A 21,452-nucleotide genomic window follows, 5' to 3' on the forward strand; every position below is an offset into this window, starting at 1 on the left:
TGAGCCGGTCCTGCCGGACCGAGCCCGACGGACGGCCTGCCGGGCGGGTGAGACGACGCCGCTGCCCGGTCGGGTGAGCCGACCGGGCAGCGGCGTGTCCGGGCCTATACCGCGAACTCGACCGGCAGGCTGTCCAGCAGGGACATCCATGTGGACGCGGTCGAGGTGAGCTCCTCCGCCGGCACCGCCAGGCGCAGGCCGGGCAACCGGTGCAGCAGGATGTCCACCGCGATCTCGATGATGGACAGCCCGATGCTCTGCCCGGGGCACTCGTGCGGGCCGGCGCTGAACGCCAGGTGCGACTCGTTGCCCTGCACCGAGACGCCCGGGTCGGGCCGGACCTCGGGGTCGAGGTTGCCCGGTGCGAGGCCGAGGACGAGCAGGTCGCCCTCCTCGATGTGGTGCCCGCCCAGTTCGACGTCGCTGACGGCGAAGCGCCCCGGCAGGACGGCCAGCGGTGGCGAGTTCCACATGACCTCCTCCACCAGCGCGGAGATGGTCAGCTGCCCGCTGGTCAGGCCGGAGAGCCGCGAGGCGTCCGTGAGGATCAGCTGGAGCACCCGGGCCAGCAGATTGCTGGTCGTGCTGTGCCCGGCCATCAGCACCAGGCGCAGATGGCTCACGACCTCGTCGTGGTCGAGGGCCGCGGGGTGTTCGAGCAGGCCGGTGGCGAAGTCGGAGCCGGGCTCGGCCCGCTTGCGCGTGGCGAGTTCGCCGAGGATCTCCCTGATGATGCCGTCGTGCAGGATCGCGTCCTCGCCGCCCTGGAACACCAGGCCGCTGGACTCGACCAGCCGGCGCCCCTCCGCCTCGGTGAGCCCCAGGATGCGGGTGAGAACCAGCATCGGCAGGTAGCCGGCGTAGTCCGCCACCAGATCGGCGCGGCCGTTGTCCGCGAACGCGTCGATCTGCTTGTTGGCGAAGTGCGTGGCGTGGCGCCGGATACCGCGGCCCACGGCGGCCTGGAGCCCGTCGTTGACGGCACCGCGCAGCCGGCGGTGCGCGTCGCCGTCCTGGGACACACAGTCGGGGCGCCAGGCGACCATCGGAACCAGCGGATGGTTCTCCGCGACCCGGCCCTCCCGCCAGTCCCGCCAGATCCGCGCGTCCCGGGCGAACTGGCGGGGATTGTCGAGCACCCGCCGGCTGTCCCGGTAGCCCAGCACCAGCCAGGCGGGGACGTCGCCCTCCAGCAGCACCGGCGCGACGGAGCCGTGCTCCTTGCGCAGCCGCTCGTAGATGCCGAACGGGTCGGTCGCCGCCTCGGGCCCGTACAGCCGGGCCAGTTCTCCCGAACCGTGCGCGACCGGGCAGCCGCGGGGGGCGTCGGGACTGTCGGGGCTCTGGTCGTTCATCGGGGCTCCAGTGCGACGGCGGAGCGTTCCTTCAAATGACTTATCAGTGCGATCAGCACGTCACGACTGGAGGCCCGGTCACGGGCGTCGCAGGCCACGATCGGGGTGTGCGGGGAGATGTCGAGGGCGTCCCGGATCTCCTCGACGGGGTGCTCCTTGGAGTCCGGGAAGACGTTCAGGGCGATGACGAAGGGCACGTTCTGCCGCTCCATCTCCTCGATCGCCCGGAAGCTGGAGGCCAGCCGTCGCGTGTCCACCAGGACGATCGCACCGAGCGCGCCCTTGAACAGGCCGTTCCACAGGAACCAGAACCGCTCCTGCCCGGGGGTGCCGAACAGGTACAGCATCAGGCTCTCGTTGAGGCTGATCTTGCCGAAGTCGAGGCTTACCGTGGTCTCGGCCTTGTCCGCGACGCCGATGAGGTTGTCGACGCCGACGGTCGCCTGGGTCAGGGTCTCCTCGGTGGTGAGCGGCTTGATGTCACTGACGGAGCGGACCATGGTGGTCTTCCCGGTGCCGAATCCCCCGGCGATCATCACCTTGACCGAGCGGGTCCCCCCGGCACCGGGGTCACCGGGATGGTCAAAGCCTTTCAAGTCCACTGAGTACCTCCTGGAGGAGCGCGAGGTCGGGCCCGCGGCCGGCGTGGTGGGCCGGAATGGGATCACGGGCTTCAATACGGCCTGCGTCCAGCAGATCCGCCAACAGCACCGCGAGAATGTTGAAGGGCAATCCGAGATGGGCGGTGAGTTCCGCCACCGACAGCGGATCGCGGCAACGCCGGACTATCTCCTCGTACTCGTGCTGCATCCCCGGGACCGGGGCGGTGCGGGAGACGACGAGGGTCGCCACGTCGAGGCTCGACGCCGACCCGCCCGGTCCGCTGCGTCCCCCGGTGAGGACGTAATAACGCTCTAGACCGGACGGATCCGTTGGCCGGCGGGGAGCACTCATCCAGAGTGCTCCTCCAGACGCGGAGAGGTGCCGAGCAACTCGCCCATCCGCCGCGACAGGTCCCTCATCTGGTGCCCGAGCAGCCCTTGGTCGAGTCCTTCGCGCGCGAGGACCCCGAGATACGTCTCCACACCGGCCCGTACGACGAAGAGGTGGCCGCCGTCGACCTCGATCATCGCCAGTCGCAGCTGCCCCGCGTACTTGGGGAACTGCTCGGCGACCGGCTGAGCCAGCGCCTGCAGTCCTGCCACCACGGCCGCGAAGCGGTCCACGTCGTCGGGGTCTTCGGCGCCGAAGGAGGTGATGGCCTTGCCGTCGCTGGAGGCCACGAGGGCGAAGCGGATCTCCGGGATGCTCTCCACCAGATCGCGGAGCGCCCAGCTCACGTCGGTTCCCTGTTGCGTCATGTGGACTAGTCGCTCTCTTCAGTGTGGTGCTCCGCGGCCTCGCGTCCGGCGGCGTCTTCGGCGCCGGCCGGGGTCGCGGGGGCCACGACGTCTTCTTCTCCGGTCAACTCGGCCTCGCTGTCCGCCTCTTTGGACACGGCGGGCGCGCGGCCCGCGGTGGCGAAGGCGGCCAGGCCCGCGAAGGACTCCTCCGGCGGGACCGCGGTGAAGGCGATGCCCTCCGTGCGGGCGGTCCGCTCCTCGGGCTCCTCCTCGGCATGGCGCCGGCTGCGCCGCCGGGGCAGTCCGCCCGGGGTGGTGTCCGGGACCTCGCCGGACTCCGGCTGAGTGACGGGTTCGACGGCGACCGGGCCGTGCGCCTGCACCGGTGACGCGGCGGCGGGGGCGGCCGTCGCGGGGGCCGGGGCGGCGGTGGCCGCGGGCAGCGGGCTGAAGAACTTGTGCGGGACCACGACGACCACCGAGGTGCCGAGCCAGGGCGAGTCCGCGAAGGTGACCCGGATGCCGTAGCGGCGGGCGAGGATGCCGACGACCCGCAGGCCGATGTTGGCGTCCTCGGAGATGCCGCCGATACCGGGGCCGTTCTGAGTGCCCGTCAGGGAGTGCTCGGCCTCGCGCTTCTTCTCCTCGCTCAGGCCCTTGCCGGAGTCCTGGATCTCGATACCGACGCCGTTGGGCACCTCCTTGCCGGAGACGACGACCGGCTCGGTGGGCGGCGAGTAGCGGGCCGCGTTGTCCAGGAGGTGGGAGAAGATCAGCGTGAGGTGGTCCACCAGACCGCCGTCGACGCCGAGTTCGGGCAGATGCCGTACCTCGACGCGGTGGAAGTCCTTGATCCGGCCGATGCCGCCGCGCACCACGCTGAGCAGTCGCTGGGGCTCCTGCCACTGGCGGCCCGGGCGGTCCGAGCCGCCGAGCACGCCGATGCTCGCGGCGAGCGAGTCGGCGGGGCCGAGTTCCTGGTCGAGCTCCATGAGACCGCGGGCCACGGCGGGCAGCCGGCCGTGCTCGCCCTGCATCTCGTGCAGTCGGCCGCGCAGCTTGCTGGTAAGGACGTGGATGCGGTTGCCGATGCTGATCACGGCCTGTTCGGCGGAGGTGGAGCGGTTGAACTCCTCCTCCACGCCGATCAGCGAGGTCCGCAGGATGCGGCGCAGGTCGGCCTGGAGGTCCTTGTCGACCTTGGCGCACTGCTCGGTCACGGGCAGCAGGTCGTCGATGGCATCGCCGTCACGCAGCCGCCGGAGCGCCTCGGGCAGTTGGTCGTCGGCGAGCCGGGAGATCGCGGCCCGCTGGTGGGAGATCTGCTCCTGCCAGACCTCGGCCTGGTCGGCGAGCTGCGCCTCGGCGGACTTCAGCTGGTCGGCCAGCCGCTCCTCGTACGCCCGTGCCTGCTCGGCCAGTTGGGCGTCGTAGTGGGCGGTCCGCTCACCGAGCCGGGACTCGAAGGCGGCGGCCTGTTCACCGAGCTGGGCTTCGAACGCGGCCGACTGCTCGTTCAGCTGACTCTCAAGCGTGGCGCGCTCGGCGGCGAACTTCCGTTCCAGGCCTGAGACATGCTGCTGCCACTGCTGGGAGTGCTCGGTCTGCGAGGCGCGGAACGACCCCTCGGCGCTGCGCAGCCGGCGCTGCGAGCCGATCAGCAGTCGCACGCACACGGAGCTCGCCACGGTGGCCGCGGCGCCGGCGACGGCCGCGGTTATTCGCTCGGAGCTCATGAACGTGGCGGCGACCGTCCCTCCCCCTAAGGCCAGCGGCATCAGCCACCAGCTGTACCAGGCGACAGGGGCCCGCGCCGCCGGCGGCGGAGTGGCGAGTTCCATCTGCATCCTTCGAAGCAACACAATCGAACAACAGCGAACAAGGGCAGTGTGCGAGGGCCGCACCATGACTGCGTACGGCGGGACGGACCCACCGTGGGGCGCGTCAACTCGCTGTGACGGCATGGAGCTTATCGGGTTTGAACCCGAAAGGATCAACCTCGACGAGCAGAGGAGGTGAGGGTTCCGTCACGCCCCGCCAGTTGGTGGCAAATCAACAAATACCTATTGCCGCCTGCGACTTGTCGACATGTTCCCCTCACTCGGGCCTGGTTCGGCCGCGCACACTCCTGGACATCTGTCCAGCTATAATGGACACCTGTCCAAATGAGCGAGAGAGTCGGTCGATCATGGAAATCCTGGCGAACGCGGTGGTCGGCCTGGTGGCCGCGCTGCACGCGTACATCCTGGTGATGGAGATGTTCCTGTGGCAGAAGAAGCCGGGGATGCGCTTCCACGGCTTCGACGCGGAACTGGCCCGGCGGACCGCGCCGCTCGCCGCCAACCAGGGCCTGTACAACGGTTTTCTGGCGGCCGGCCTGATATGGGGGCTGGTGGCGGCCGACCCGACGGGCTTCCGCGCCCAGGTGTTCTTCCTGTCGTGCGCGGTCGTGGCGGGGGTGTACGGCGCGGTCACGGCCAACCGGCGGATCCTGGTCGCGCAGGCGCTGCCCGGTGCGCTCGCCCTGGCCGCCGTCCTCGCGACCCGATGACCGACCCGACGACCGGCCCCGTGCCCCGCCCGGCAGCCGAGGACCCCCGCGCAGCCCGCACCCGGGCGCGGCTACGGGCGGCCCTGCTGGCGGAGTGCGCCGAGCGGCCGCTGGCGGAGGTGGGGGTGGCCGCACTGGTGCGCCGGGCCGGGGTGGGCCGGGCCACGTTCTATGTCCACTACGACGGTCTGGAGGCGCTGGCGGTCGACGCCTGCGCTGATGTCGTACGGGAGGCGGTGGACGCGCTGCACGCCTGGCGGGGCCGCCCCGATCCGGTGCACGCGCCACCGGCGCTGCTGGAGTTCTTCGCCGGGCTGGTTCCGCACGCGGCCCTGTACCGGGAGTTGCTCGCGCCGGGCGGCGGGGGTCCGCTGGGCCGGGTGCTGCACCGGGACCTGCGGGCGCGCAGCCTCGCCGAGCGGGAGCTGGTGGGGGCGGCGGACGCCCCACTGGTGGCCTCGGCGGTGGCCGCCACCTTCGCCGGGGTGCTGGCCGACTGGCTGCACGGTCTGCTGGACGCCCGACCCGGCGAAGTCGCCGACCAGGTCTGGCAGTTGCTGGTCGCCCTGCACATGAGCCGCTGACCGGTCAGTCGCAGGCGAAGACGCGCCGCTCCTTCGGCCAGGCCTCCACGCCCTGGGAGGTGCGGACGTACGCCGTGTCGCCGTCGTCTGTGATGCGGTGCGGATGACGGACGCACGTCTTCTCACCGAGCGTCGGGAAGTACGCGGACTGCCAGCCGCAGTGCTCCGCGCCGGAGAAACTGGCGATCTCCGTGACGGGCACGCGCCGACCACTCGCGCCCATCCAGCCCTCGGGCCGACCGGGAGCGCCGACAAATCCTTGGCGACCACGACCGCCACCCTCGTGCGCCCCCGACGTCGTAGGAGCAGAGCACGCGACCCGCTTCCCGCCGCCTGGCGTCGACCTCCCCCGCCACCAGTGCCTTCGCCGCCGCCGGCCCTCTGCGCACGCCCGCCCCTTCTCCACGCACGTTACCCTCCTTCGACGCCGGTGCGGGCCGGAACGCTCATGCTCTCCCCGAGACGGCAGGCTTGGCACGATCGTATCGAAGGTTGACCATCGTGCCATTTCCCGGACGAGCGCATCCCGGCAGGCTGGGTGACCATGAGCGATGTGAACACGATGCGTGCGGTCAGCCAGGACATCCTCGGCGGACCCGAGGTACTCAAGGTGATCGAGGTGGCGCGGCCGCGGCCGCGCCCCAACGAGGTGCTGGTCCGGGTGCGGGCCGCCGGGCTGAACCCGACCGACTGGAAGCACCGGGAGAACGGCGGCTTTCTGGGCAAGCCGCCCTTCGTCCTCGGCTGGGACGTCTCCGGCACGGTCGAGGAGACCGGGATCGGGGTCGCCGCCTTCAGGCCCGGCGACGAGGTCTTCGGCATGGTCCCCTACCCGTTCGGTCACGGCACGCACGCCGAGTACGCGATCGTCCCCGTCCGCGCCCTGGTGCCGAAGCCGTCCGGGATCGACCACGTCCAGGCGGGCGCGCTGCCGCTGGTGTCACTGACGGCCTGGCAGGCGCTGGTGGAGTACGCCGACCTGCGGCCGGGGCAGCGGGTGCTGGTCCATGCGGCGGCCGGCGGGGTCGGGCATGTGGCGGTGCAGATCGCCAAGGCGCGCGGCGCGTATGTGATCGGCACGGCGAGCGCCGGCAAGCACGACTTCCTGCGGGAGATCGGCGTGGACGAGCCGGTCGACTACCGGTCCGTGGACGTCACGGACGCGGTGCGGGACGTCGACGTCGTGCTCGACACGATCGGCGGTGACACCTCCACCGACTCGCTGCGGGTGCTGCGGCCGGGCGGGGTCCTGGTGTCGATCCTGCCGGTGGGCTCCGCGGAGCTGTACGAGGAGGCCGAGCGGCTGGGCGTGCGGGCGGTGCGGATGCTGGTGGACGCCGACCGGGCCGGGATGCAGGCGGTCGCCGGGCTGGTGGAGGAGGGGAAGCTGCGGGCCACCGTCGCGGGGACCTTCCCGCTGGCCGATGCCGCCAAGGCCCATGAACTGGGCGGCACCGGCCGGACCACGGGCAAGCTGGTCCTGGTGGTGGACTGACCCCAGAAGGGCCAAGGGATCAGAAGGTGAGCACGGGCTTGATCGCCTTGCCCGTGCTCATGTCCTGCACGGCCCGGTCGATCTCGGCGAACGGGTAGGTGCTGATCAGCCGGTGCAGCGGGAGGCGCCCCTCGCGGACCAGCCGGACCAGGGCCGGGATGAAGGCCTGGGTCTCGCTGTCGCCGAGGGTCAGGCCGACGATCCGCTTGCCGGCGAGCAACCCGTTGACGTCCAGGGGGACTTCGGTGCCGAAGGGCGGGGCTCCGACGACGACCAGGGTGCCGCGGGCGGCCAGGGCGTCGACGCCCTGGCGGAGCACGGCGACGCTGCCGGTCGTCTCCACGATGCCGTCGGCGCCGTGCCCCCCGGAGAGGCGCTGGACGGCTTCCGGCACACTCTCCCGGGTGGCGTCGACGGTGTGGGTGGCGCCCACCTCCCGTGCCAGTTCGAGGCGCTCGGCGACCCGGTCGACGGCGATGACCGTGGTGGCCGGGGTGAGCGCGGCCGCCATGACCGCCGAAAGGCCCACCGCTCCGGCGCCGAGGACGACGATCGTGCTGCCGGTGGCCGGCTCCAGTACGTTCCACACGGCGCCGACCCCGGTCTGCACCCCGCAGCCGAGCGGCGCGATCGTCTCCAGCGGGACCTCGGGGTCGACCTTGACCAGGCTGCGCTCGTCCACCAGCGCCCGTTCCGCGAAGGAGGACTGGCCGAAGAAGTGGCCGCCGAGTGGCTCGCCGTCGCGGACGACCGTGCCGGTGCCGTCGGCGCGGCGACCGCCGATCAGGTTGAGCGGCAGCCAGGTGGCGCAGTAGGCGGGGTGACCGCCGTGGCAGTTGCGGCAGTTGCCGCAGGAGGTGAAGGACAGCACGACGTGGTCGCCGGGGGCCACGGCGGTGACGGCGGAACCGACGGCCTCGACGACTCCGGCGCCCTCGTGGCCCAGGACCCCGGGCAGCGGGAAGGGGAGCGCGCCGCTCGCCACGCTGAGGTCGGTGTGACACAGGCCGGTGGCCACCATGCGGACGAGCGCCTCGTACGGCCCCGGCTCGTCGAGTTCGACGTCGCTGAGGGTGAAGGGCGCGCCGCCGGACTCGACCACGGCGGCTCGGGTGGTGATGGGCATCGTACGGACTCCTGGTGGGCGGGGCTCAGTCGAGCGAGACGACGACGGACTTGACCTTGGTGTAGGCGGCAAGGGACTCGGGGCCGTACTCGCGGCCGAAGCCGGAGGCCTTGACACCGCCGAAGGGGACGGCGGAGTCGAGCATCGCCCAGTCGTTGACCCAGACGATCCCGGCCTGGAGGCGGGCGGCGACGCGGTGGGCGCGGGCGAGGTTGCCGGTCTGGATGCCAGAGGCCAGGCCGTACGGCGTGGAGTTGGCGAGGGCGACGGCCTCGTCCTCCGAGTCGAAGGGCTGCACGGTGAGGACCGGGCCGAAGATCTCGTCCTGGATCACCCGGGAGTCGTTCGGCAGGTCGGCGATGACGGTCGGCCGGTAGTAGTGGCCGCCGTTCAGGTCGAGGCGTTCACCGCCACAGACGATACGGCCGCCCTCCTTGCGGGCGAGCTCGACGTACTCCTCGACCTTGCGCAGATGCTTCTCCCCCGCCATCGGGCCGACCACGGTCGCCGGGTCGCGCGGGTCGCCGACCGGGACGCCGGGGACGGCCTCGGCAAGGATCCCGAGGAGGGTGGCGTGTACGGGACGGGCGACCAGCAGCCGGGGGCCGCCCATGCAGAACTGGCCGGTGTTGAAGACGAACGCCTTGATGACCGCGCCGACCGCCTTCTCCAGGTCGGCGTCCTCGAAGACCAGGTGGGCCGCGTTGCCGCCGAGCTCCATGGTGACCGGCTTCAGCGCCTCCCCGGCGGTGCTCGCCACATGCCGGCCGACGGCGGTGGAGCCGGTGAAGGCGACCTTGTCGACGCCGGGGTGGCGCAGCAGGGCCTCGCCGGCGACCGGTCCGGCGCCGGTGACGACGTTGACGACGCCGTCGGGGACGCCCGCTTTCTGGAACAGGCGGGCCATGTAGAGAGCGCTGAGCGGGGTCTCGTCGGCGGGCTTGTGGACGACGGTGTTGCCGGCGGCGAGGGCCGGGCCGATCTTCGAACCGGCCAGGATCAGGGGGAAGTTGAAGGGGGTGATGGCGGCGACCACGCCGAGGGGTTCGCGCCGGGTGTAGGCGAGGGCGTTGAGCGGGGTGTCGCGGACGGCACCGTCCAGGGAGTGGGCGAGGGCCGCGAAGTGCTCGTAGTCGTTGGCCGCGTTGGTGACGTCGACGGCGCCGGCCAGGGTGATCGGCTTGCCGACGTCCAGGCTCTCCAGGGCGGCTATCTCCTTCGCGTTCTCCCGGATCAGCTCGGCGATCCGGTGCAGCACCCGGCCGCGCTCCCGGCCGCTGAGCCCCGGCCACTCCCCCGCGTCGAAGGCCTCCCGGGCGGCACGCACGGCGTCGTCGACGTCGCCGGCGCCCGCCTCCGCGACGGTGGTGATCACCCGGCCGGTGGCCGGATCGGTCACCTCACTGCGGGCCCCGTCGGCGGCTTCCCGCCACTGTCCGCCGATGAACAGCTGCCCGGGTACCGACTCGAAGGTGGTCGTCATTGCCCACTCCCCAGCGTCGATGGCGCGGCCGGCGTCTATATCGCCGCGATCGCCAAGTTTTCAACAAACAGGATTCCTGTCGGTTCAGCTCCTGGTCCGCAGTCTGATTACAGACAGGATTCCTGTCAATGGTCTAGGGTGAACGCATGGTCGGTACAAGGACACGCCCCTCGCTGCTGTACATGGTCAAGCAGCTGGAGCTCGTGGTGCGCTCGCACCTCGACGAGCTGGTGAAGCCCGCCGGGATCACCGCGCTGCAGTACACGGCCCTGACCGTCCTGGAGCGCCATGACGGTCTTTCGGCCGCCCAGTTGGCGCGGGACTCCTTTGTGACCGCCCAGTCGATGGCGGACCTCGTACGGTCGCTGGAGAGCCGTGGGCTGATCCGGCGGGAGCGCAATCCGCGCAACCGGCGGGAGCTGCTGCTCCTGCTGACCGACGCCGGGCGCGAGCTGCTCGCCGGGGTCGCCGGGCCGGTGCGGGAGCTGGAGGAGCGGATGGCCCGCGAGCTCACCGCCCACCAGGAGGAGCAGTTTCGCCAGGCGCTGGGCAAGGCGTGGCACGCGCTGTCCTAGAGTGGTGGTAGCGCTCCCACGTGCCGGGCCCCCGACTGTCGCGTACGCCACAGAAAATGACGCACCGAAGCAGCAGACATATGTCAATCGAACATGCTCAAATTCCCTCTATCGAGGGTAACTTGCAAGGCGGGGAACGGAATTGGACCGGCCGGGGTGGGAGGTGATGCCGTCGTGCGCCAGGAACCCCGACAGGATCCCGCGCCGCTCACCCGGCACCTGCGCGTCCACCAGGACCGCGGATACACGGTGCTGGAGTTCCGGGGCGAGATCGACATCGCGGCGGCGACCGAGATCGCGCCGTACCTGGACCGGGTGACCGCACGGGAGGCCACCCGGGTGGTGATCGACCTGCTGCATGTCGACTTCTTCGACTGTTCCGGGCTGCGGCTGCTGTACCGGGCGCGCGGCCGGGTGACGGAGCGCGGCGGACAGCTCCAGCTGGTGTGCACCCACCCGCTGACCCTGCGCGTGCTCAAGGTGACGGGACTGTCGCAGCTGCTGCCGCCGCTGGCGACGCTGGACGCGGCCCTGGGCCGGCCGGAGGCCACGTCCGGATCGTTATGACGTCACATCAGAGGATGTGCTGCGATGGCTACTTGAGGTCCTCCTCCATCGCGATCGGCTGGATCAGCTGGACGTGCACGGTGGTGTTGTCGCCCGGCATCAGCATCTCGGTGCCCGGCGGCAGGGTGACGACTCCGGTCACGTCGGTGGTGCGGAAGTAGAACTGGGGCCGGTAGTTCTCGAACACCGGTCCGGGCCTGATGCTCCTTCCTGTCTAGAGGTTGCGCGGCTCGTCGAACAGGGCGCTCACGGACTCACCGTTGTGAATACGGCGTACGGCCTCGGCGAGCGCCGGGGCGATGGACAGGATCCGCAGCTTGTCGGTGTACTCCTCGACGGGTACCGGAACGGTGTTGGTGCACACGATCTCCAGCACGTCGGGCTGCTCGCTCAGCCGCTTGAGCGCACCGGCCGCGAACAGCCCGTGGGTGCACGCCACCCGGATGGACCGCGGCGGCCCCAACTCCCGCAGTCGCTCCAGCAGTTCGATCACCGTGCTGCCCTTGGCGATCTCGTCGTCGAGCACGATGACGTCCCGGTCGGCCACATCGCCGATGACGGAGCTGATGACGACCCGGTCGTCGGCGAACCGCTGCTTGGCGCCGGCCGCCACCTGGGCGCCGATCAGCCGGGCGAAGGCGGCGGCCTCCTTGGCGTTGCCGAGGTCGGGCGAGACGACGGTGGTACGCGTCAGGTCGTACCGCCGGAAGTGCGCGGCCAGCTCCCGCAGTGCGTGCAGATGGTCGACCGGCACCGAGAAGAAACCGTGCACCTGCGGGGCGTGCAGGGTCATGGCGAGGACCCGGCTGGCGCCGGCGGCCACCAGCAGGTCGGCGACGAGGCGGCCGCCGAGCGAGATGCGCGGGGCGTCCTTCTTGTCGGACCGGGCGTAGGAGTAGTGCGGCATGACGACGGTGATCCGGCCCGCGGAGGCGCCGCGGGCGGCGTCGCACATCAGCAGCAGCTCAACCAGGTGCTCCTGCACCGGCCGGACCAGGGGCTGGATCAGGAAGACGTCCCGCTCCCGGCAGTTCGCCTGGAGCTGTACCTCCAGACAGTCGTTGGCGAACCGGCTGACCCGCGTCGGGCTGAGCGGCACCCCGAGGTGCGCGCAGACCTCCTCGGCCAGCTCGGGATGGGCGCTGCCGGTGAAGACTGCGATGTCTCGCACGATCCGCTCCTCGCATGATCAATACGGGCTACGCGCTCATGCTACGGACCGTGGCGCTCTCACCAGGGCACGGGTGTGCCGTCCCAGGAGTGGAACCCGCCCGTGGGACCGTCGTCGGGCAGCAGTGCAAGGCGTACGACCCCTTGTGCGCCCTCGGCCGGATCGCCGCCCCGGTCGGCCATCCCGGGGACCAGGTCGGTGGCCCGCCGCCCCGGGGCGACGGCGTTCACCTTGATGCCGTCCTCGGCCAGTTCCTGGGCGTAGAACACGGTCAGCGCGTTGAGTGCGGTCTTCGAGGAACGGTAGGCGGCGGACCGGGGGCTGCCGTGGGCGAACTGCGGATTGGGGTGCGTACTCCAGGTGAGGGACGCGGTGCCGCTGGAGACGTTCACGATGCGCGGGTGGGCGGAGCGGCGCAGGGCGGGCAGGAAGGCGTTGGTGACCGCGACGACGCCGAAGACGTTCGTCTCGTACGTCCGCCGGAGGTCCTCGACGCCGGTTTCGGTGGGCGGGCCGGTCACCGGCTGGACGCCCGCGTTGTTGACCAGGACGTCCAGGCGGTCGACGCGGGCGGCGGCGCGTTCGATGCTGCCGGGGTCGGTGACGTCGAGGACCAGGAGCCGCGCGTCGCCGCCGATCCGCGCCACGGCCCGCTCGCCGTGCTCGATGTCCCGGGAACCCACGTGGACGCTGAAGCCCTCCGCGACGAGAAGCCGGGCGACATGGAAGCCGATGCCCTTGTTGGCACCGGTGACGAGTGCTGTGCGATCGTTCATGACAGCCACGATTCCCCGGCCGCGTCCGTCCTGCCAGGGACCACCTGTACCAGGCGGACCGGGGAGGCGGCGGTATGGCGAGGCAGGAACTGGCCCGCTTCCTGCGGGAGCGCCGGGCGGGCCTGCGACCGCAGACGGTGGGGCTCTCGCCGGGCACCGTCCCGCGCCGTACGCCCGGCCTGCGGCGCGAGGAGGTCGCGGAGCTGGCCCATATGTCCGTCGACTACTACACCCGGCTGGAGCAGGCCCGCGGCCCCCGCCCCTCTCCGCGCGTCCTGGACGCCCTGGCCGGGGCGCTGCGGCTGGCCCCCGCGGAGCGCAGCCATCTCTTCCGGCTGGCCGGCTCGCCCGCACTCCCGCCCGCCCCCACGGCGGTCCGGCGGGTGCGCCCGCACGTGGCCGGGATGCTGGAGCGGCTGCCCGACACCGCGGCGATCGTCACCGACGCGTCCTACGGCCTGGTCGCCTGGAACCCCCTCGCGCAGCTGCTGTTCGGGGGAGACCTGGGACACGGCACGACCAACCTGGCGCGGCGGCGCTTCCTGGGCGAGGGACGGATGTACGCGAGTTCCACGGCCGGGGAATTCGGTCACATCGTGGTGGCCCGGCTGCGGCGGGCCGCCGAGCGGTATCCGCACGACGGGCAACTCGCCGCACTGCTGGACGAGTTGCGCACGCGGAGCGAGGAGTTCCGGCGGATCTGGGCGACCCATCCGGTGCATGCCCCGGGGCATCGCAGCAAGGTTCTCGACCATCCGGAACTGGGGCGGCTGCGGCTCAACTGCGACGTCCTGCTGGTGCCGGAGGACGACCAGGAGGTCGTCCTCGTGACAGCGGATCCGGGCTCGGTGTCGGCGCGCCGGATCGCGGAGCTGGCCGAGCGGGTCTAGCCGGGCCAGGTACGGTACGACGTCCGGTCGTACGACCGGCTCGACTCGGGCCGCTCCACGGCGATGTTGCCGAGCGTGGACATCGTGGTCTGGTGTCCGGCGACCGCCGGCCCGCAGACCAGATCGTCACGGGAGCAGGCCCCCGCCGCGGATGCGTTCGCGGTCGATGTGGTCGGGCTCCGGCCCAGGGCCGCCGACGGGGCGACGGCTCGCAGGTGGCCGTCGGCTGCACCGTGCCGCGCACCCGCTGATGGCCCGAAACTTCTGGGTCACCAGCCCGTCGGGCCGCTCCACACGGTCGTCCGGGGCTCCTGGTACGCCGAGGGGAGGTCGCTCCGCGCCAAAGCGTGTACCAGTACTGCGTCAGCTGTCTCAATCGGCCAACAACACGGTCTGGCAAGGCTTTCGGCGGGCATTCGTCTCGTGGGAAAGGAGGACCGTCACATGGCGAGTTCCACCAAGGAGAGCAAGGAGACCTCCGCGAAGGAGGCTCCCGTCAAGGCCCGGCCCCGGCGCATGCCCGGTTGGGCGAAGCTGCTCACCGCGTTCGTGCTGGTGCTCGTGGTGCTGTTCGCCGGGATCAAGCTGGCGGTACTACCGGGCATCAAGGACCTGTTCGGTACGGAAACCCGTGACAACACGGGCCCGGCGCTGCTCAAGTCCATCCAGGACATGAGCCGTTACGACGCGGCCTCCGGCAACTTCCAGGTCGTCGTGGATCTGGAGAAGGACGCCAAGTACCTGCCGAGCGCGATCCGTGGCACCCGCACCCTGTACGTCGGGGCGGGCACCGTGGATTCCTATGTCGACCTCGGCAAGATCGCCGAGAAGGACGTGACGGTCAACGACGACCGCACCGAGGCCACCATCCGGCTGCCGCACGCGCAACTCGGCAAGGCCGCCCTCGACGCCGACCACTCCTACGCCGTCTCCAAGCAACGCGGACTGCTGGACCGGCTCGGCGACCTGTTCTCGGACAACCCCAACAGCGAGCAGGCGGTGCAGAAACTGGCCGTCAAGCACATCTCGGACGCGGCCAAGACCAGCGGTCTGACCAAGCGGGCCGAGACCAACACCACCGACATGCTGGAGGGCCTGCTGCACTCCCTGGGGTTCACGGAGGTGCATGTGTCCTACGGCACGGTCTGATCAGTCCGTGTGATCAGGACCGTGTGATCAGCCGCCCAGCACAGTGGGCAGAGCCAGCGCCCCGAGCGCGGCGGCGCCGACCAGCAGCCAGGCCACGTAGTCCCCGACGTGCCCGGACTGCAGGCGGCGCAGCGGCAGCGCCGGGCCCCGCGCCACCAGCAGGCCGGGGCGGGCGACCGCGAGGGCGGCCAGGCCGACGGCCAGGAGGGTGGAGAGGCAGCCGAGCAGGACCCCGGTCATCGTCCAGTGGACGGCGACCGGGGTCCTGCCCCTGTCGACGGCATGGGCGAGCACCTCCGGAAAGCCGGGGGCGAGGCCCACGGCGAGGGCGCCGGCCAGCAGCACGGCGGGGACGGCGACCATCGTGTCCGGGATCCGCCCCAGCCGGCCCTCGGTCTCGGGCTCCTCACCGGCCCCGGTGGTCTCGTACGCGTCGCCCGGGGGCGGACTGTCGCCGAGGCCGAGGAAGACCCGGGCGGCGACCCGCAGCACCGCCCCCGCCGTCACCGCCGACACGACGACGTACAGCACGGTCAGCGGAGCGCCCACCGCCTCCTCGGCGGCCGACTTGCCGAGCGCGGTGCCGAACGGCGGCAGCCCCGCGAGGGCCAGCGCCCCGAGGACGAACAGGACGCCCACCGTGCGCAGTTCCTTGGCCCGGCCGTGCAGCGCGCGTTCGTCGACGTTGCCGTAACGGTCCAGGAGGATCCCCGCGCAGGCGAACAGGGCGGCCTTCACCCCGGCGTGCCCGAGCAGGTACAGGGCGATTCCGGCGTCGCCCTGCGGGGTGAGGACGCCGAGGCCGACGAGGAACAGTCCGGTGTGGGCGATGGTGGAGTTGGCCAGCAGCCGCTTGATGTGCCGCTGGTGCCAGCACATGAACGCGCCCAGCACGGCCGTGAGCACACCGAGGACGACCAGCGCCCGCTCCAGGTCGGCGGCCGGGATGCCGCCGGGTCCGGCGAAGACCGTGCCGTACACCCGCCACACACCGTAGGTGCCGAGCTCGACCATGACTCCGGAGAGCAGCATGCACACCGGGGTGGGGGCGACGGCGTGGGTGTCCGGGAGCCAGAAGTGGAAGGGCACGGCGGCCGCCTTGACCAGCAGTGCGGTGAGCACCAGGACGAAGGCGGCCAGGACCAGCGCGTCGGGACGGCCGTGCGCGTCCAGGCCGTGGCCGATCTTCGCCATGCCCAGTTCGCCGGTGCGGGCGTACAGCAGGCCGATGCCCGTCAGCATGGCGTACGCGCCGAGGGAGTTGACCACGCCGAAGGTCAGCGCCCCCTGTACCGCCTTCGCCTCGTCGATGCGGTAGCCGGTCAGCGCGTAGGCGACGACGCTCATCAGTTCGAAGAAGACGAACGCGTTGAACAGGTCGCCCGCGACGGCGAAGCCGCACATGCCGGCCTGGAAGACCAGCATCAGCGCCGGGTAGGAGCCCGCGTGCCGGTGCGGCGGCTCCGCGAAGTAGCGCCAGGAATAGGCCAGTGCGGCCAGGGTCAGCAGCGAGGCGAGGGCGGCCATGCCGAGGGCGGGACCGTCCCCGACCAGTACGATCCCTACGCTCTCCCCGCCGACCGGCCGCCAGCCGCCGACCCACTCGACCAGTGGGGGCGAGGAGTTGAGCAGCAGGATCAGCGCGAGGGCGCAGGTGCCCGCGCACACCGCGCAGGCGAAGGCCTCGGCGAGGACCCGGTGCAGCCGGCGGCCGCCGGCCACCAGCAGGGTGGCGCCGAGCAGCGGGACGGCCACGAGCAGCGGCAGCAGGTGGTGCATCAGCCGCGCAGCTCCGTCAGTTCGTCCGGGTCGACCGTGCCGTGCCGCTTGGCGATCTGCAGGACCAGCGCGAGCAGCAGCGCGGTGACGGTCGCGCCGACGACCACGTCGGTCAGGGCGAGGGCCTGCACCACCGGGTCGACCAGCGGCCGGGTCCCGGGCGTGAGGTCGGAGAAGACCGGTGCGGTGCCGCCGTCGCGGTAGCCGACCGCGAGCAGCAGGACATACGTCGACGACTGCACGACGGCCAGACAGCCGACGGCGTGGATCAGGTTCCGGCTGGTGGCAAGGCCGTAACAGCCCGTCAGGAAGATCCAGACGGCGACCAGATAGGGGAAGACGTGCATCACCGGCGGCTCAACTCCCTTTCTCCTCCTCGATCTCGACGGCCTGGTCGAGGAAGCCCGCGAGCAGCACGACGACCGCGCCCGCCACCTCCATGCCGATGGCCGCGTTCAGCAGGGGGACCAGACCGCCGGAGGACAGCGTGTTGAACGTGCCGTACGGCAGCAGTGTGTTGGCGAGGAACGCGGTGCCGGCCAGCACCCCGGAGAGGCCCAGGACCAGGTAGGCGCAGGCGGCGAGGGAGTCGGTGGCCTCGAAGACGCCGATCGGGCGGACGCGTTCCAGGGCCCGGTAGTCGGCGCCGAGGTAGAGCAGGTGCAGGGCGGTCGCGGCGACGACCCCGCCCTGGAAGCCGCCGCCGGGGCTGAGCTGGCCGTGCGCGATGACGTACAGGCCCGTGACCAGGGCGACGGGAAGCACCAGCAGGGCGTACCGGCGGACGGGCACGGCGACTTCGGCGGGCCGCGGGCGGGCCCGGTGCTCGTCACGGCTCTGGCGCAGCAGGACCACACAGCCGAGGACGGCGGCGAAGAGGATGCTCATCTCGCCGAGGGTGTCGTAGGCGCGCTGGTCGAAGTTGACGGAGGCGATGACGTTGGCCGTGTGCCGGGCCAGGGAGGCCCGGACGGCGCGTTCGCCGTAGGGGTGGCTGCGGCCGCCGAAGGACGGCAGGTCGAGGCAGGCGGCCACCAGCAGTGCGGCGAGCCCCGCGCCGCCGAGGGCCAGCAGACACATGCGCAGGCGCCGGGTCACCTGTCGCCCTCCTTGCCGCGCCGCTTCACCTTGCGGACCGACAGCATGATCAGCAGCGGGGTCAGCGCGGAGCCGACGGCGAGCTGGGAGAGGCCGACGTCGGGGGCCTGGAGCACGGTGAAGAGGGCGCCGAGGAGCAAGCCGAGCAGGGACAGGACCAGGGCCTGGCGGGCCGGGTCACGGGTCGCCACGGCCGCGGTCGCCGAGGCGGCCGTCAGCAGCAGTGCGACGACGATCACCGCGTCAGCCACCGCGCACCCCCCGCAACCCGCCGGAAAGCGCCCGTGAGGCCACCACGTTCCCGCCGATCAGCAGCGCCCCGATCACCAGCAGTTTCACCATCGCCCGCCCCGGTCCGGTCACCGCGCACAGCACGAGCACGACCACCGCGCCGACCCCGGCCGCCGTCCAGGTCAGACCCCAGGCGCTGGGCCGCTCGGCCGCCAGGTCGTCCGCGAGCAGCCGGGCGAAGACCAGGGTGCCGACCGGTCCCAGGAGCGCCAGCAGCAGTGCGAGATCGACGTAGGACGTACGGCCGTATCCCTGGGCGAGCAGCAGCAGGCTGGGGCAGACCGCCGAGGTGGCGAGGTTCTGGGCGACCACCCGGCGGCTGAGCGGGCCGGTGGCGACCGCCCACAGGGCGGTGCCCGCTCCCCCGCCCAGCAGCACGGTCGCGGCCAGGATCCAGCCGTTCACCGCCAGGTCACCGCCCGTCGGCCGGCGCGGGCCACGAGGGCGCCGACGGCCGCCACGCCGGCGCCGACGATCCGCTCCAGGGTGTCGACGGTGCTGATGAACACCAGCCAGAGCAGGGCGAGTCCGGCCCACCAGGTCAGCAGTTCGGCCGCGGCGACGAGCGCCGTTCGCCTGGTCATACGCCGCCTCCTCCGGTCACCTCGCGGCACGATGTCCGTTTCGTCGCTTCTTCGCCGCTTGTGCATCCAAGCACCGCGGCCACCGCCCTCGGCGGCGGCACGCGGAACGGACCCGGAGTGCCCCGGGAGCGCGCGCGGAAACCACCGGCGCACTCCGGCCGCCGCCGGGACTTCGGCATCCCCGGACGATTCGCGGGTAACTGGCTTAGCGCCCCGGAATGTTGATGAGTGGAGGACCAATGGTCAGCGCCGCCTCGCGTCTGCGGATCGCCAAGAGCGACAAGAACGAGGGGACGAAGGAGGACGGGGGGCCCGGCAGAAAGGCCGGGGTCTTCACCAGGGCCGCACGCGTCGTCAAGGTCCGCACCGCCAAGCCGGACGCCGGCACGAAGAAGGGTGCCACCGCCAAGGCGGCCGGCGCCGGCAAGAAGAGCGGCACCGGCAAGAAGAGCGGCGCCGGCGGCAAGGGGGCCTCCTCCGCCAAGGCCGGTGTCGAGCGTCGGCCGCTTCCCCTCCCGCTGCGGCTGCTGGCCATGACCTGCGCCTTCGCCGTGATGGTGGCGTTCGCCGTGGTCCTGGCCCGGCTTACCCTCGATCCGTCCCCGGCGTCCGTGTCGATCGCCCACACCAATCTGCACCCCGGCGCCACCATCAAGATCTATCTCGACCAGCCCGCGTTCCGGGACGCGGTCAAGCAGATCGGCGGGAACGTCCTGCTCGGCCTCCCCTTCGGCATCCTCGTGCCGGTCCTCGCGCCCGGTGCGCGGGGCATCCTGAAGGTACTGGCGCTCACCGCGATCGTCATGCTGCTGGTGGAGATGGCGCAGGGCGCGTTGGTCACCGGCCGGGCCTTCGACGTGGACGACGTCATCCTCAACACCTCGGGGGCGCTGGTCGGTTGGCTGCTGCTGGGCCGGCGGCTCGGCCGGGCGGTGCACGCACGCAGGCGCAAGGCCTGAGCGGCCGGCCGGTCCTTCGGACCGGCCGGCTGTGATCGTCCGGTACTGGTCCGTACCAAGGGATTGACGCCCCACTTATCTCACCTCTTAAATCAAGAGGCGACGCCTTCACCCCCCACCCCGGCCGGATGCCTCCCCGCGCCCGGCCGCCGTACGGAAGGAAGAGCCGTGGCCTCCCCACGCATGCTCCGCAGATGCCTCTTCGCCGCCCTGTCCGCCGCCCTGGTCGGATCCGTCGCGGTCGGTCCCGCGCACTGGGCCGAGGCCGCCGACGCCGGCGCGGCCGCCGTGACCTTCTCCGACACCTTCGACGGTGCCGCCGGTTCGCCGGTCAACTCCTCGAAGTGGACGCTGGAGACCGGCGACAACGTCAACAACCACGAACGGGAGTACTACACCTCGGGCACCAGCAACGCGGCCCTCGACGGCCAGGGTCACCTGGTCATCACGGCCAAGAAGGAGAACCCCGCCAACTACCAGTGCTGGTACGGCACCTGTCAGTACACCTCGGCCCGGATGAACACGTCCGGGAAGTTCAGCGCCCAGTACGGGCATGTCGAGGCCCGGATGAAGATCCCGCGCGGGCAGGGCATGTGGCCCGCGTTCTGGATGCTCGGCAACGACATCGGACAGGTCGGCTGGCCGAACTCCGGTGAGATCGACGTGATGGAGAACGTCGGTTTCGAGCCCTCGACCATACACGGCACCATCCACGGCCCCGGCTACTCCGGCTCGGCAGGGATAGGCGCCGGCTACACGCTGCCGAACGGCCAGGCCTTCGCGGACGGCTTCCACACCTTCGCGGTCGACTGGGCACCCAACTCGATCAAGTGGTCGGTCGACGGGAACGTCTACCAGACGCGCACGCCCGCCGACGTGGGTGGCAACACGTGGGCGTTCAACAAGCCGTTCTTCCTGATCCTGAACCTGGCCGTCGGCGGCTACTGGCCGGGCGACCCCGACAGCTCCACGGCGTTCCCGGCGCAGCTGGTCGTGGACTCGGTGTCGGTGACGACGAGCGACACCGCGGCCGGCGTCGCGATCAAGGGCCTGGCGGGCAAGTGCGTGGACGTGGCCGGGGCGAACTCCGCCAACGGCACCCCCGTCCAGCTCTACGACTGCAACGGCACCGCCGCCCAGCAGTGGACGGTCGGCAGCGACGGCACGATCCGTGCGCTGGGCAAGTGCCTGGACGTCACCGGCGGCGGCACAGCTGACGGCACGACGGTTCAGCTCTACGACTGCAACGGCTCCGCCGCCCAGAAGTGGGCCGTCTCGTCGGCGAACGACATCGTGAACCCGCAGGCCAACAAGTGCCTGGACGTCACCGGCAACAACTCGGCCAACGGCACCCGACTGCAGATCTGGACCTGCTCGGGCGGCGCCAACCAGAAGTGGACCGTCGGCTGAGAGCAGGCAGGGCTAGCGGCGGGGCACCCAGCTGAACTTGTCCCCGCCCACCCAGCAGACCACGGACGGGTCGTCGAGGTCGTGGACCGTGATCCCGTAGGCCGCGGCGATTTCCAGTACGTCGATGATGCCCCTCGCCTCACCGACCACCTCACCGTCGATCTCCACGATGCGGAAGGGCGGGGTGCCCGGCCTTCCGGACATGACCCCGAGCACCAGGATCCGCGGCTGGGAGATGAACGGGCTCGCTATCTCGGTCATGCAAT

The 21,452-nt window shown here is 71.4% G+C and carries 26 protein-coding genes and 1 pseudogene; 9 read left to right on the plus strand and 18 right to left on the minus strand.

What is annotated here, in order from left to right:
- Window positions 1-104: 104 nt before the first annotated feature.
- The 5 genes from ABTY98_RS03495 to ABTY98_RS03515 are packed head-to-tail and all read right to left on the minus strand — an operon-like array spanning window position 105 to window position 4,539.
- Window positions 105-1,355 (minus strand): cytochrome P450, encoded by a 1,251-nt coding sequence (locus ABTY98_RS03495; protein ID WP_352219177.1) that lies wholly within the window; start codon window positions 1,353-1,355, stop codon window positions 105-107.
- Complete coding sequence (locus ABTY98_RS03500) at window positions 1,352-1,957, minus strand: GTP-binding protein (protein WP_352219178.1); 606 nt, start codon at window positions 1,955-1,957, stop codon at window positions 1,352-1,354. The genes ABTY98_RS03495 and ABTY98_RS03500 overlap by 4 nt, the downstream gene beginning before the upstream one ends.
- On the minus strand, window positions 1,938-2,309 hold the full coding sequence (locus tag ABTY98_RS03505) for a DUF742 domain-containing protein (RefSeq protein WP_234537899.1): 372 nt from the start codon (window positions 2,307-2,309) through the stop codon (window positions 1,938-1,940). Before ABTY98_RS03505 ends, ABTY98_RS03500 begins: the two co-directional genes overlap by 20 nt.
- Window positions 2,306-2,716 carry a roadblock/LC7 domain-containing protein gene (locus tag ABTY98_RS03510; RefSeq protein ID WP_046733906.1) on the minus strand — a complete coding sequence of 137 codons (411 nt, stop codon included), beginning with the start codon at window positions 2,714-2,716 and terminating at the stop codon, window positions 2,306-2,308. The genes ABTY98_RS03505 and ABTY98_RS03510 overlap by 4 nt, the downstream gene beginning before the upstream one ends.
- A 5-nt stretch (window positions 2,717-2,721) precedes the next feature.
- Window positions 2,722-4,539, minus strand: coding sequence for a sensor histidine kinase (locus ABTY98_RS03515; RefSeq protein WP_352219179.1), 1,818 nt, complete (start codon window positions 4,537-4,539; stop codon window positions 2,722-2,724).
- A gap of 347 nt (window positions 4,540-4,886) precedes the next feature.
- Between ABTY98_RS03515 and ABTY98_RS03520 the strand changes: the two genes are divergently transcribed.
- Together ABTY98_RS03520 and ABTY98_RS03525 are read left to right on the plus strand one after the other, a co-directional pair.
- On the plus strand, window positions 4,887-5,249 hold the full coding sequence (locus tag ABTY98_RS03520) for a DUF1304 domain-containing protein (protein WP_352219180.1): 363 nt from the start codon (window positions 4,887-4,889) through the stop codon (window positions 5,247-5,249).
- The gene (locus ABTY98_RS03525; RefSeq protein WP_352219181.1) at window positions 5,246-5,833 is read left to right on the plus strand and encodes a TetR/AcrR family transcriptional regulator; all 588 of its coding nucleotides are present in this window, start codon (window positions 5,246-5,248) and stop codon (window positions 5,831-5,833) included. The genes ABTY98_RS03520 and ABTY98_RS03525 overlap by 4 nt, the downstream gene beginning before the upstream one ends.
- Window positions 5,834-5,837: 4 nt before the next feature.
- On the opposite strand, the gene ABTY98_RS03530 is transcribed toward ABTY98_RS03525, so the two are convergent.
- Window positions 5,838-6,035 carry a hypothetical protein gene (locus ABTY98_RS03530; RefSeq protein ID WP_352219182.1) on the minus strand — a complete coding sequence of 66 codons (198 nt, stop codon included), beginning with the start codon at window positions 6,033-6,035 and terminating at the stop codon, window positions 5,838-5,840.
- Window positions 6,036-6,377: 342 nt separating this feature from the next.
- On the opposite strand from ABTY98_RS03530, the gene ABTY98_RS03535 reads away from it, so the two are divergent.
- Window positions 6,378-7,328, plus strand: a complete 951-nt coding sequence (locus ABTY98_RS03535; RefSeq protein ID WP_352219183.1) for an NADP-dependent oxidoreductase — start codon at window positions 6,378-6,380, stop codon at window positions 7,326-7,328.
- Between the two features lie 19 nt (window positions 7,329-7,347).
- Here the strand turns inward: ABTY98_RS03535 and ABTY98_RS03540 are convergent, their stop codons facing one another.
- Both ABTY98_RS03540 and ABTY98_RS03545 read right to left on the minus strand, forming a co-directional pair.
- Window positions 7,348-8,454 carry an NAD(P)-dependent alcohol dehydrogenase gene (locus ABTY98_RS03540; RefSeq protein ID WP_352219184.1) on the minus strand — a complete coding sequence of 369 codons (1,107 nt, stop codon included), beginning with the start codon at window positions 8,452-8,454 and terminating at the stop codon, window positions 7,348-7,350.
- A 25-nt stretch (window positions 8,455-8,479) separates the two neighbouring features.
- Window positions 8,480-9,937 (minus strand): aldehyde dehydrogenase family protein, encoded by a 1,458-nt coding sequence (locus ABTY98_RS03545; protein WP_352219185.1) that lies wholly within the window; start codon window positions 9,935-9,937, stop codon window positions 8,480-8,482.
- A gap of 146 nt (window positions 9,938-10,083) precedes the next feature.
- Between ABTY98_RS03545 and ABTY98_RS03550 the strand changes: the two genes are divergently transcribed.
- Both ABTY98_RS03550 and ABTY98_RS03555 read left to right on the plus strand, forming a co-directional pair.
- The gene (locus ABTY98_RS03550) at window positions 10,084-10,512 is read left to right on the plus strand and encodes a MarR family winged helix-turn-helix transcriptional regulator (protein ID WP_352219186.1); all 429 of its coding nucleotides are present in this window, start codon (window positions 10,084-10,086) and stop codon (window positions 10,510-10,512) included.
- A 174-nt stretch (window positions 10,513-10,686) separates the two neighbouring features.
- The gene (locus ABTY98_RS03555; RefSeq protein ID WP_352219187.1) at window positions 10,687-11,079 is read left to right on the plus strand and encodes an anti-sigma factor antagonist; all 393 of its coding nucleotides are present in this window, start codon (window positions 10,687-10,689) and stop codon (window positions 11,077-11,079) included.
- 28 nt (window positions 11,080-11,107) lie between these two features.
- Here the strand turns inward: ABTY98_RS03555 and ABTY98_RS03560 are convergent.
- From ABTY98_RS03560 to ABTY98_RS03570, 3 genes and pseudogenes are all read right to left on the minus strand, one after another.
- A pseudogene (locus tag ABTY98_RS03560) lies at window positions 11,108-11,278 on the minus strand (EF-Tu C-terminal domain-related protein); the annotation flags it as partial.
- A gap of 15 nt (window positions 11,279-11,293) precedes the next feature.
- Window positions 11,294-12,250, minus strand: coding sequence for a ribose-phosphate diphosphokinase (locus ABTY98_RS03565; protein WP_352219188.1), 957 nt, complete (start codon window positions 12,248-12,250; stop codon window positions 11,294-11,296).
- A gap of 59 nt (window positions 12,251-12,309) precedes the next feature.
- Window positions 12,310-13,026 (minus strand): SDR family oxidoreductase, encoded by a 717-nt coding sequence (locus ABTY98_RS03570; RefSeq protein ID WP_352219189.1) that lies wholly within the window; start codon window positions 13,024-13,026, stop codon window positions 12,310-12,312.
- Window positions 13,027-13,100: 74 nt separating this feature from the next.
- Here ABTY98_RS03570 and ABTY98_RS03575 point away from each other — a divergent pair, with 74 nt between their 5' ends.
- Both ABTY98_RS03575 and ABTY98_RS03580 read left to right on the plus strand, forming a co-directional pair.
- On the plus strand, window positions 13,101-13,916 hold the full coding sequence (locus ABTY98_RS03575) for a helix-turn-helix transcriptional regulator (protein WP_352219190.1): 816 nt from the start codon (window positions 13,101-13,103) through the stop codon (window positions 13,914-13,916).
- Between the two features lie 516 nt (window positions 13,917-14,432).
- Complete coding sequence (locus ABTY98_RS03580; protein ID WP_352219226.1) at window positions 14,433-15,065, plus strand: DUF4230 domain-containing protein; 633 nt, start codon at window positions 14,433-14,435, stop codon at window positions 15,063-15,065.
- A 27-nt stretch (window positions 15,066-15,092) separates the two neighbouring features.
- Here the strand turns inward: ABTY98_RS03580 and ABTY98_RS03585 are convergent, their stop codons facing one another.
- The 6 genes from ABTY98_RS03585 to ABTY98_RS03610 are packed head-to-tail and all read right to left on the minus strand — an operon-like array spanning window position 15,093 to window position 18,817.
- Window positions 15,093-16,844, minus strand: a complete 1,752-nt coding sequence (locus tag ABTY98_RS03585; protein ID WP_352219191.1) for a complex I subunit 5 family protein — start codon at window positions 16,842-16,844, stop codon at window positions 15,093-15,095.
- Window positions 16,844-17,191, minus strand: coding sequence for a sodium:proton antiporter (locus ABTY98_RS03590; RefSeq protein ID WP_352219227.1), 348 nt, complete (start codon window positions 17,189-17,191; stop codon window positions 16,844-16,846). The genes ABTY98_RS03585 and ABTY98_RS03590 overlap by 1 nt, the downstream gene beginning before the upstream one ends.
- Window positions 17,192-17,201: 10 nt before the next feature.
- Window positions 17,202-17,942, minus strand: coding sequence for a hydrogen gas-evolving membrane-bound hydrogenase subunit E (gene mbhE / locus ABTY98_RS03595; RefSeq protein WP_352219192.1), 741 nt, complete (start codon window positions 17,940-17,942; stop codon window positions 17,202-17,204).
- A complete protein-coding gene (locus ABTY98_RS03600; protein WP_352219193.1) occupies window positions 17,939-18,193 on the minus strand; it encodes a Na(+)/H(+) antiporter subunit B in 255 nt (84 codons plus the stop codon). The genes mbhE and ABTY98_RS03600 overlap by 4 nt, the downstream gene beginning before the upstream one ends.
- A complete protein-coding gene (locus ABTY98_RS03605; protein ID WP_352219194.1) occupies window positions 18,186-18,638 on the minus strand; it encodes an MrpF/PhaF family protein in 453 nt (150 codons plus the stop codon). The genes ABTY98_RS03600 and ABTY98_RS03605 overlap by 8 nt, the downstream gene beginning before the upstream one ends.
- On the minus strand, window positions 18,635-18,817 hold the full coding sequence (locus ABTY98_RS03610) for a hypothetical protein (RefSeq protein WP_352219195.1): 183 nt from the start codon (window positions 18,815-18,817) through the stop codon (window positions 18,635-18,637). The genes ABTY98_RS03605 and ABTY98_RS03610 overlap by 4 nt, the downstream gene beginning before the upstream one ends.
- Window positions 18,818-19,350: 533 nt before the next feature.
- Here ABTY98_RS03610 and ABTY98_RS03615 point away from each other — a divergent pair.
- Entirely contained in the window at window positions 19,351-19,776 is a 426-nt protein-coding gene (locus ABTY98_RS03615) for a VanZ family protein (RefSeq protein WP_352219228.1), read from the plus strand.
- Between the two features lie 168 nt (window positions 19,777-19,944).
- Window positions 19,945-21,186: a ricin-type beta-trefoil lectin domain protein gene (locus ABTY98_RS03620; protein ID WP_352219196.1), complete on the plus strand. Its 1,242-nt coding sequence runs from the start codon at window positions 19,945-19,947 to the stop codon at window positions 21,184-21,186.
- 12 nt (window positions 21,187-21,198) lie between these two features.
- Here the strand turns inward: ABTY98_RS03620 and ABTY98_RS03625 are convergent, their stop codons facing one another.
- Window positions 21,199-21,447, minus strand: a complete 249-nt coding sequence (locus ABTY98_RS03625) for a hypothetical protein (protein ID WP_352219197.1) — start codon at window positions 21,445-21,447, stop codon at window positions 21,199-21,201.
- Window positions 21,448-21,452: the final 5 nt, after the last annotated feature.

Origin of the sequence: Streptomyces sp. NPDC096040, from assembly GCF_040303265.1 — a bacterium.
GTDB lineage: Bacteria > Actinomycetota > Actinomycetes > Streptomycetales > Streptomycetaceae > Streptomyces.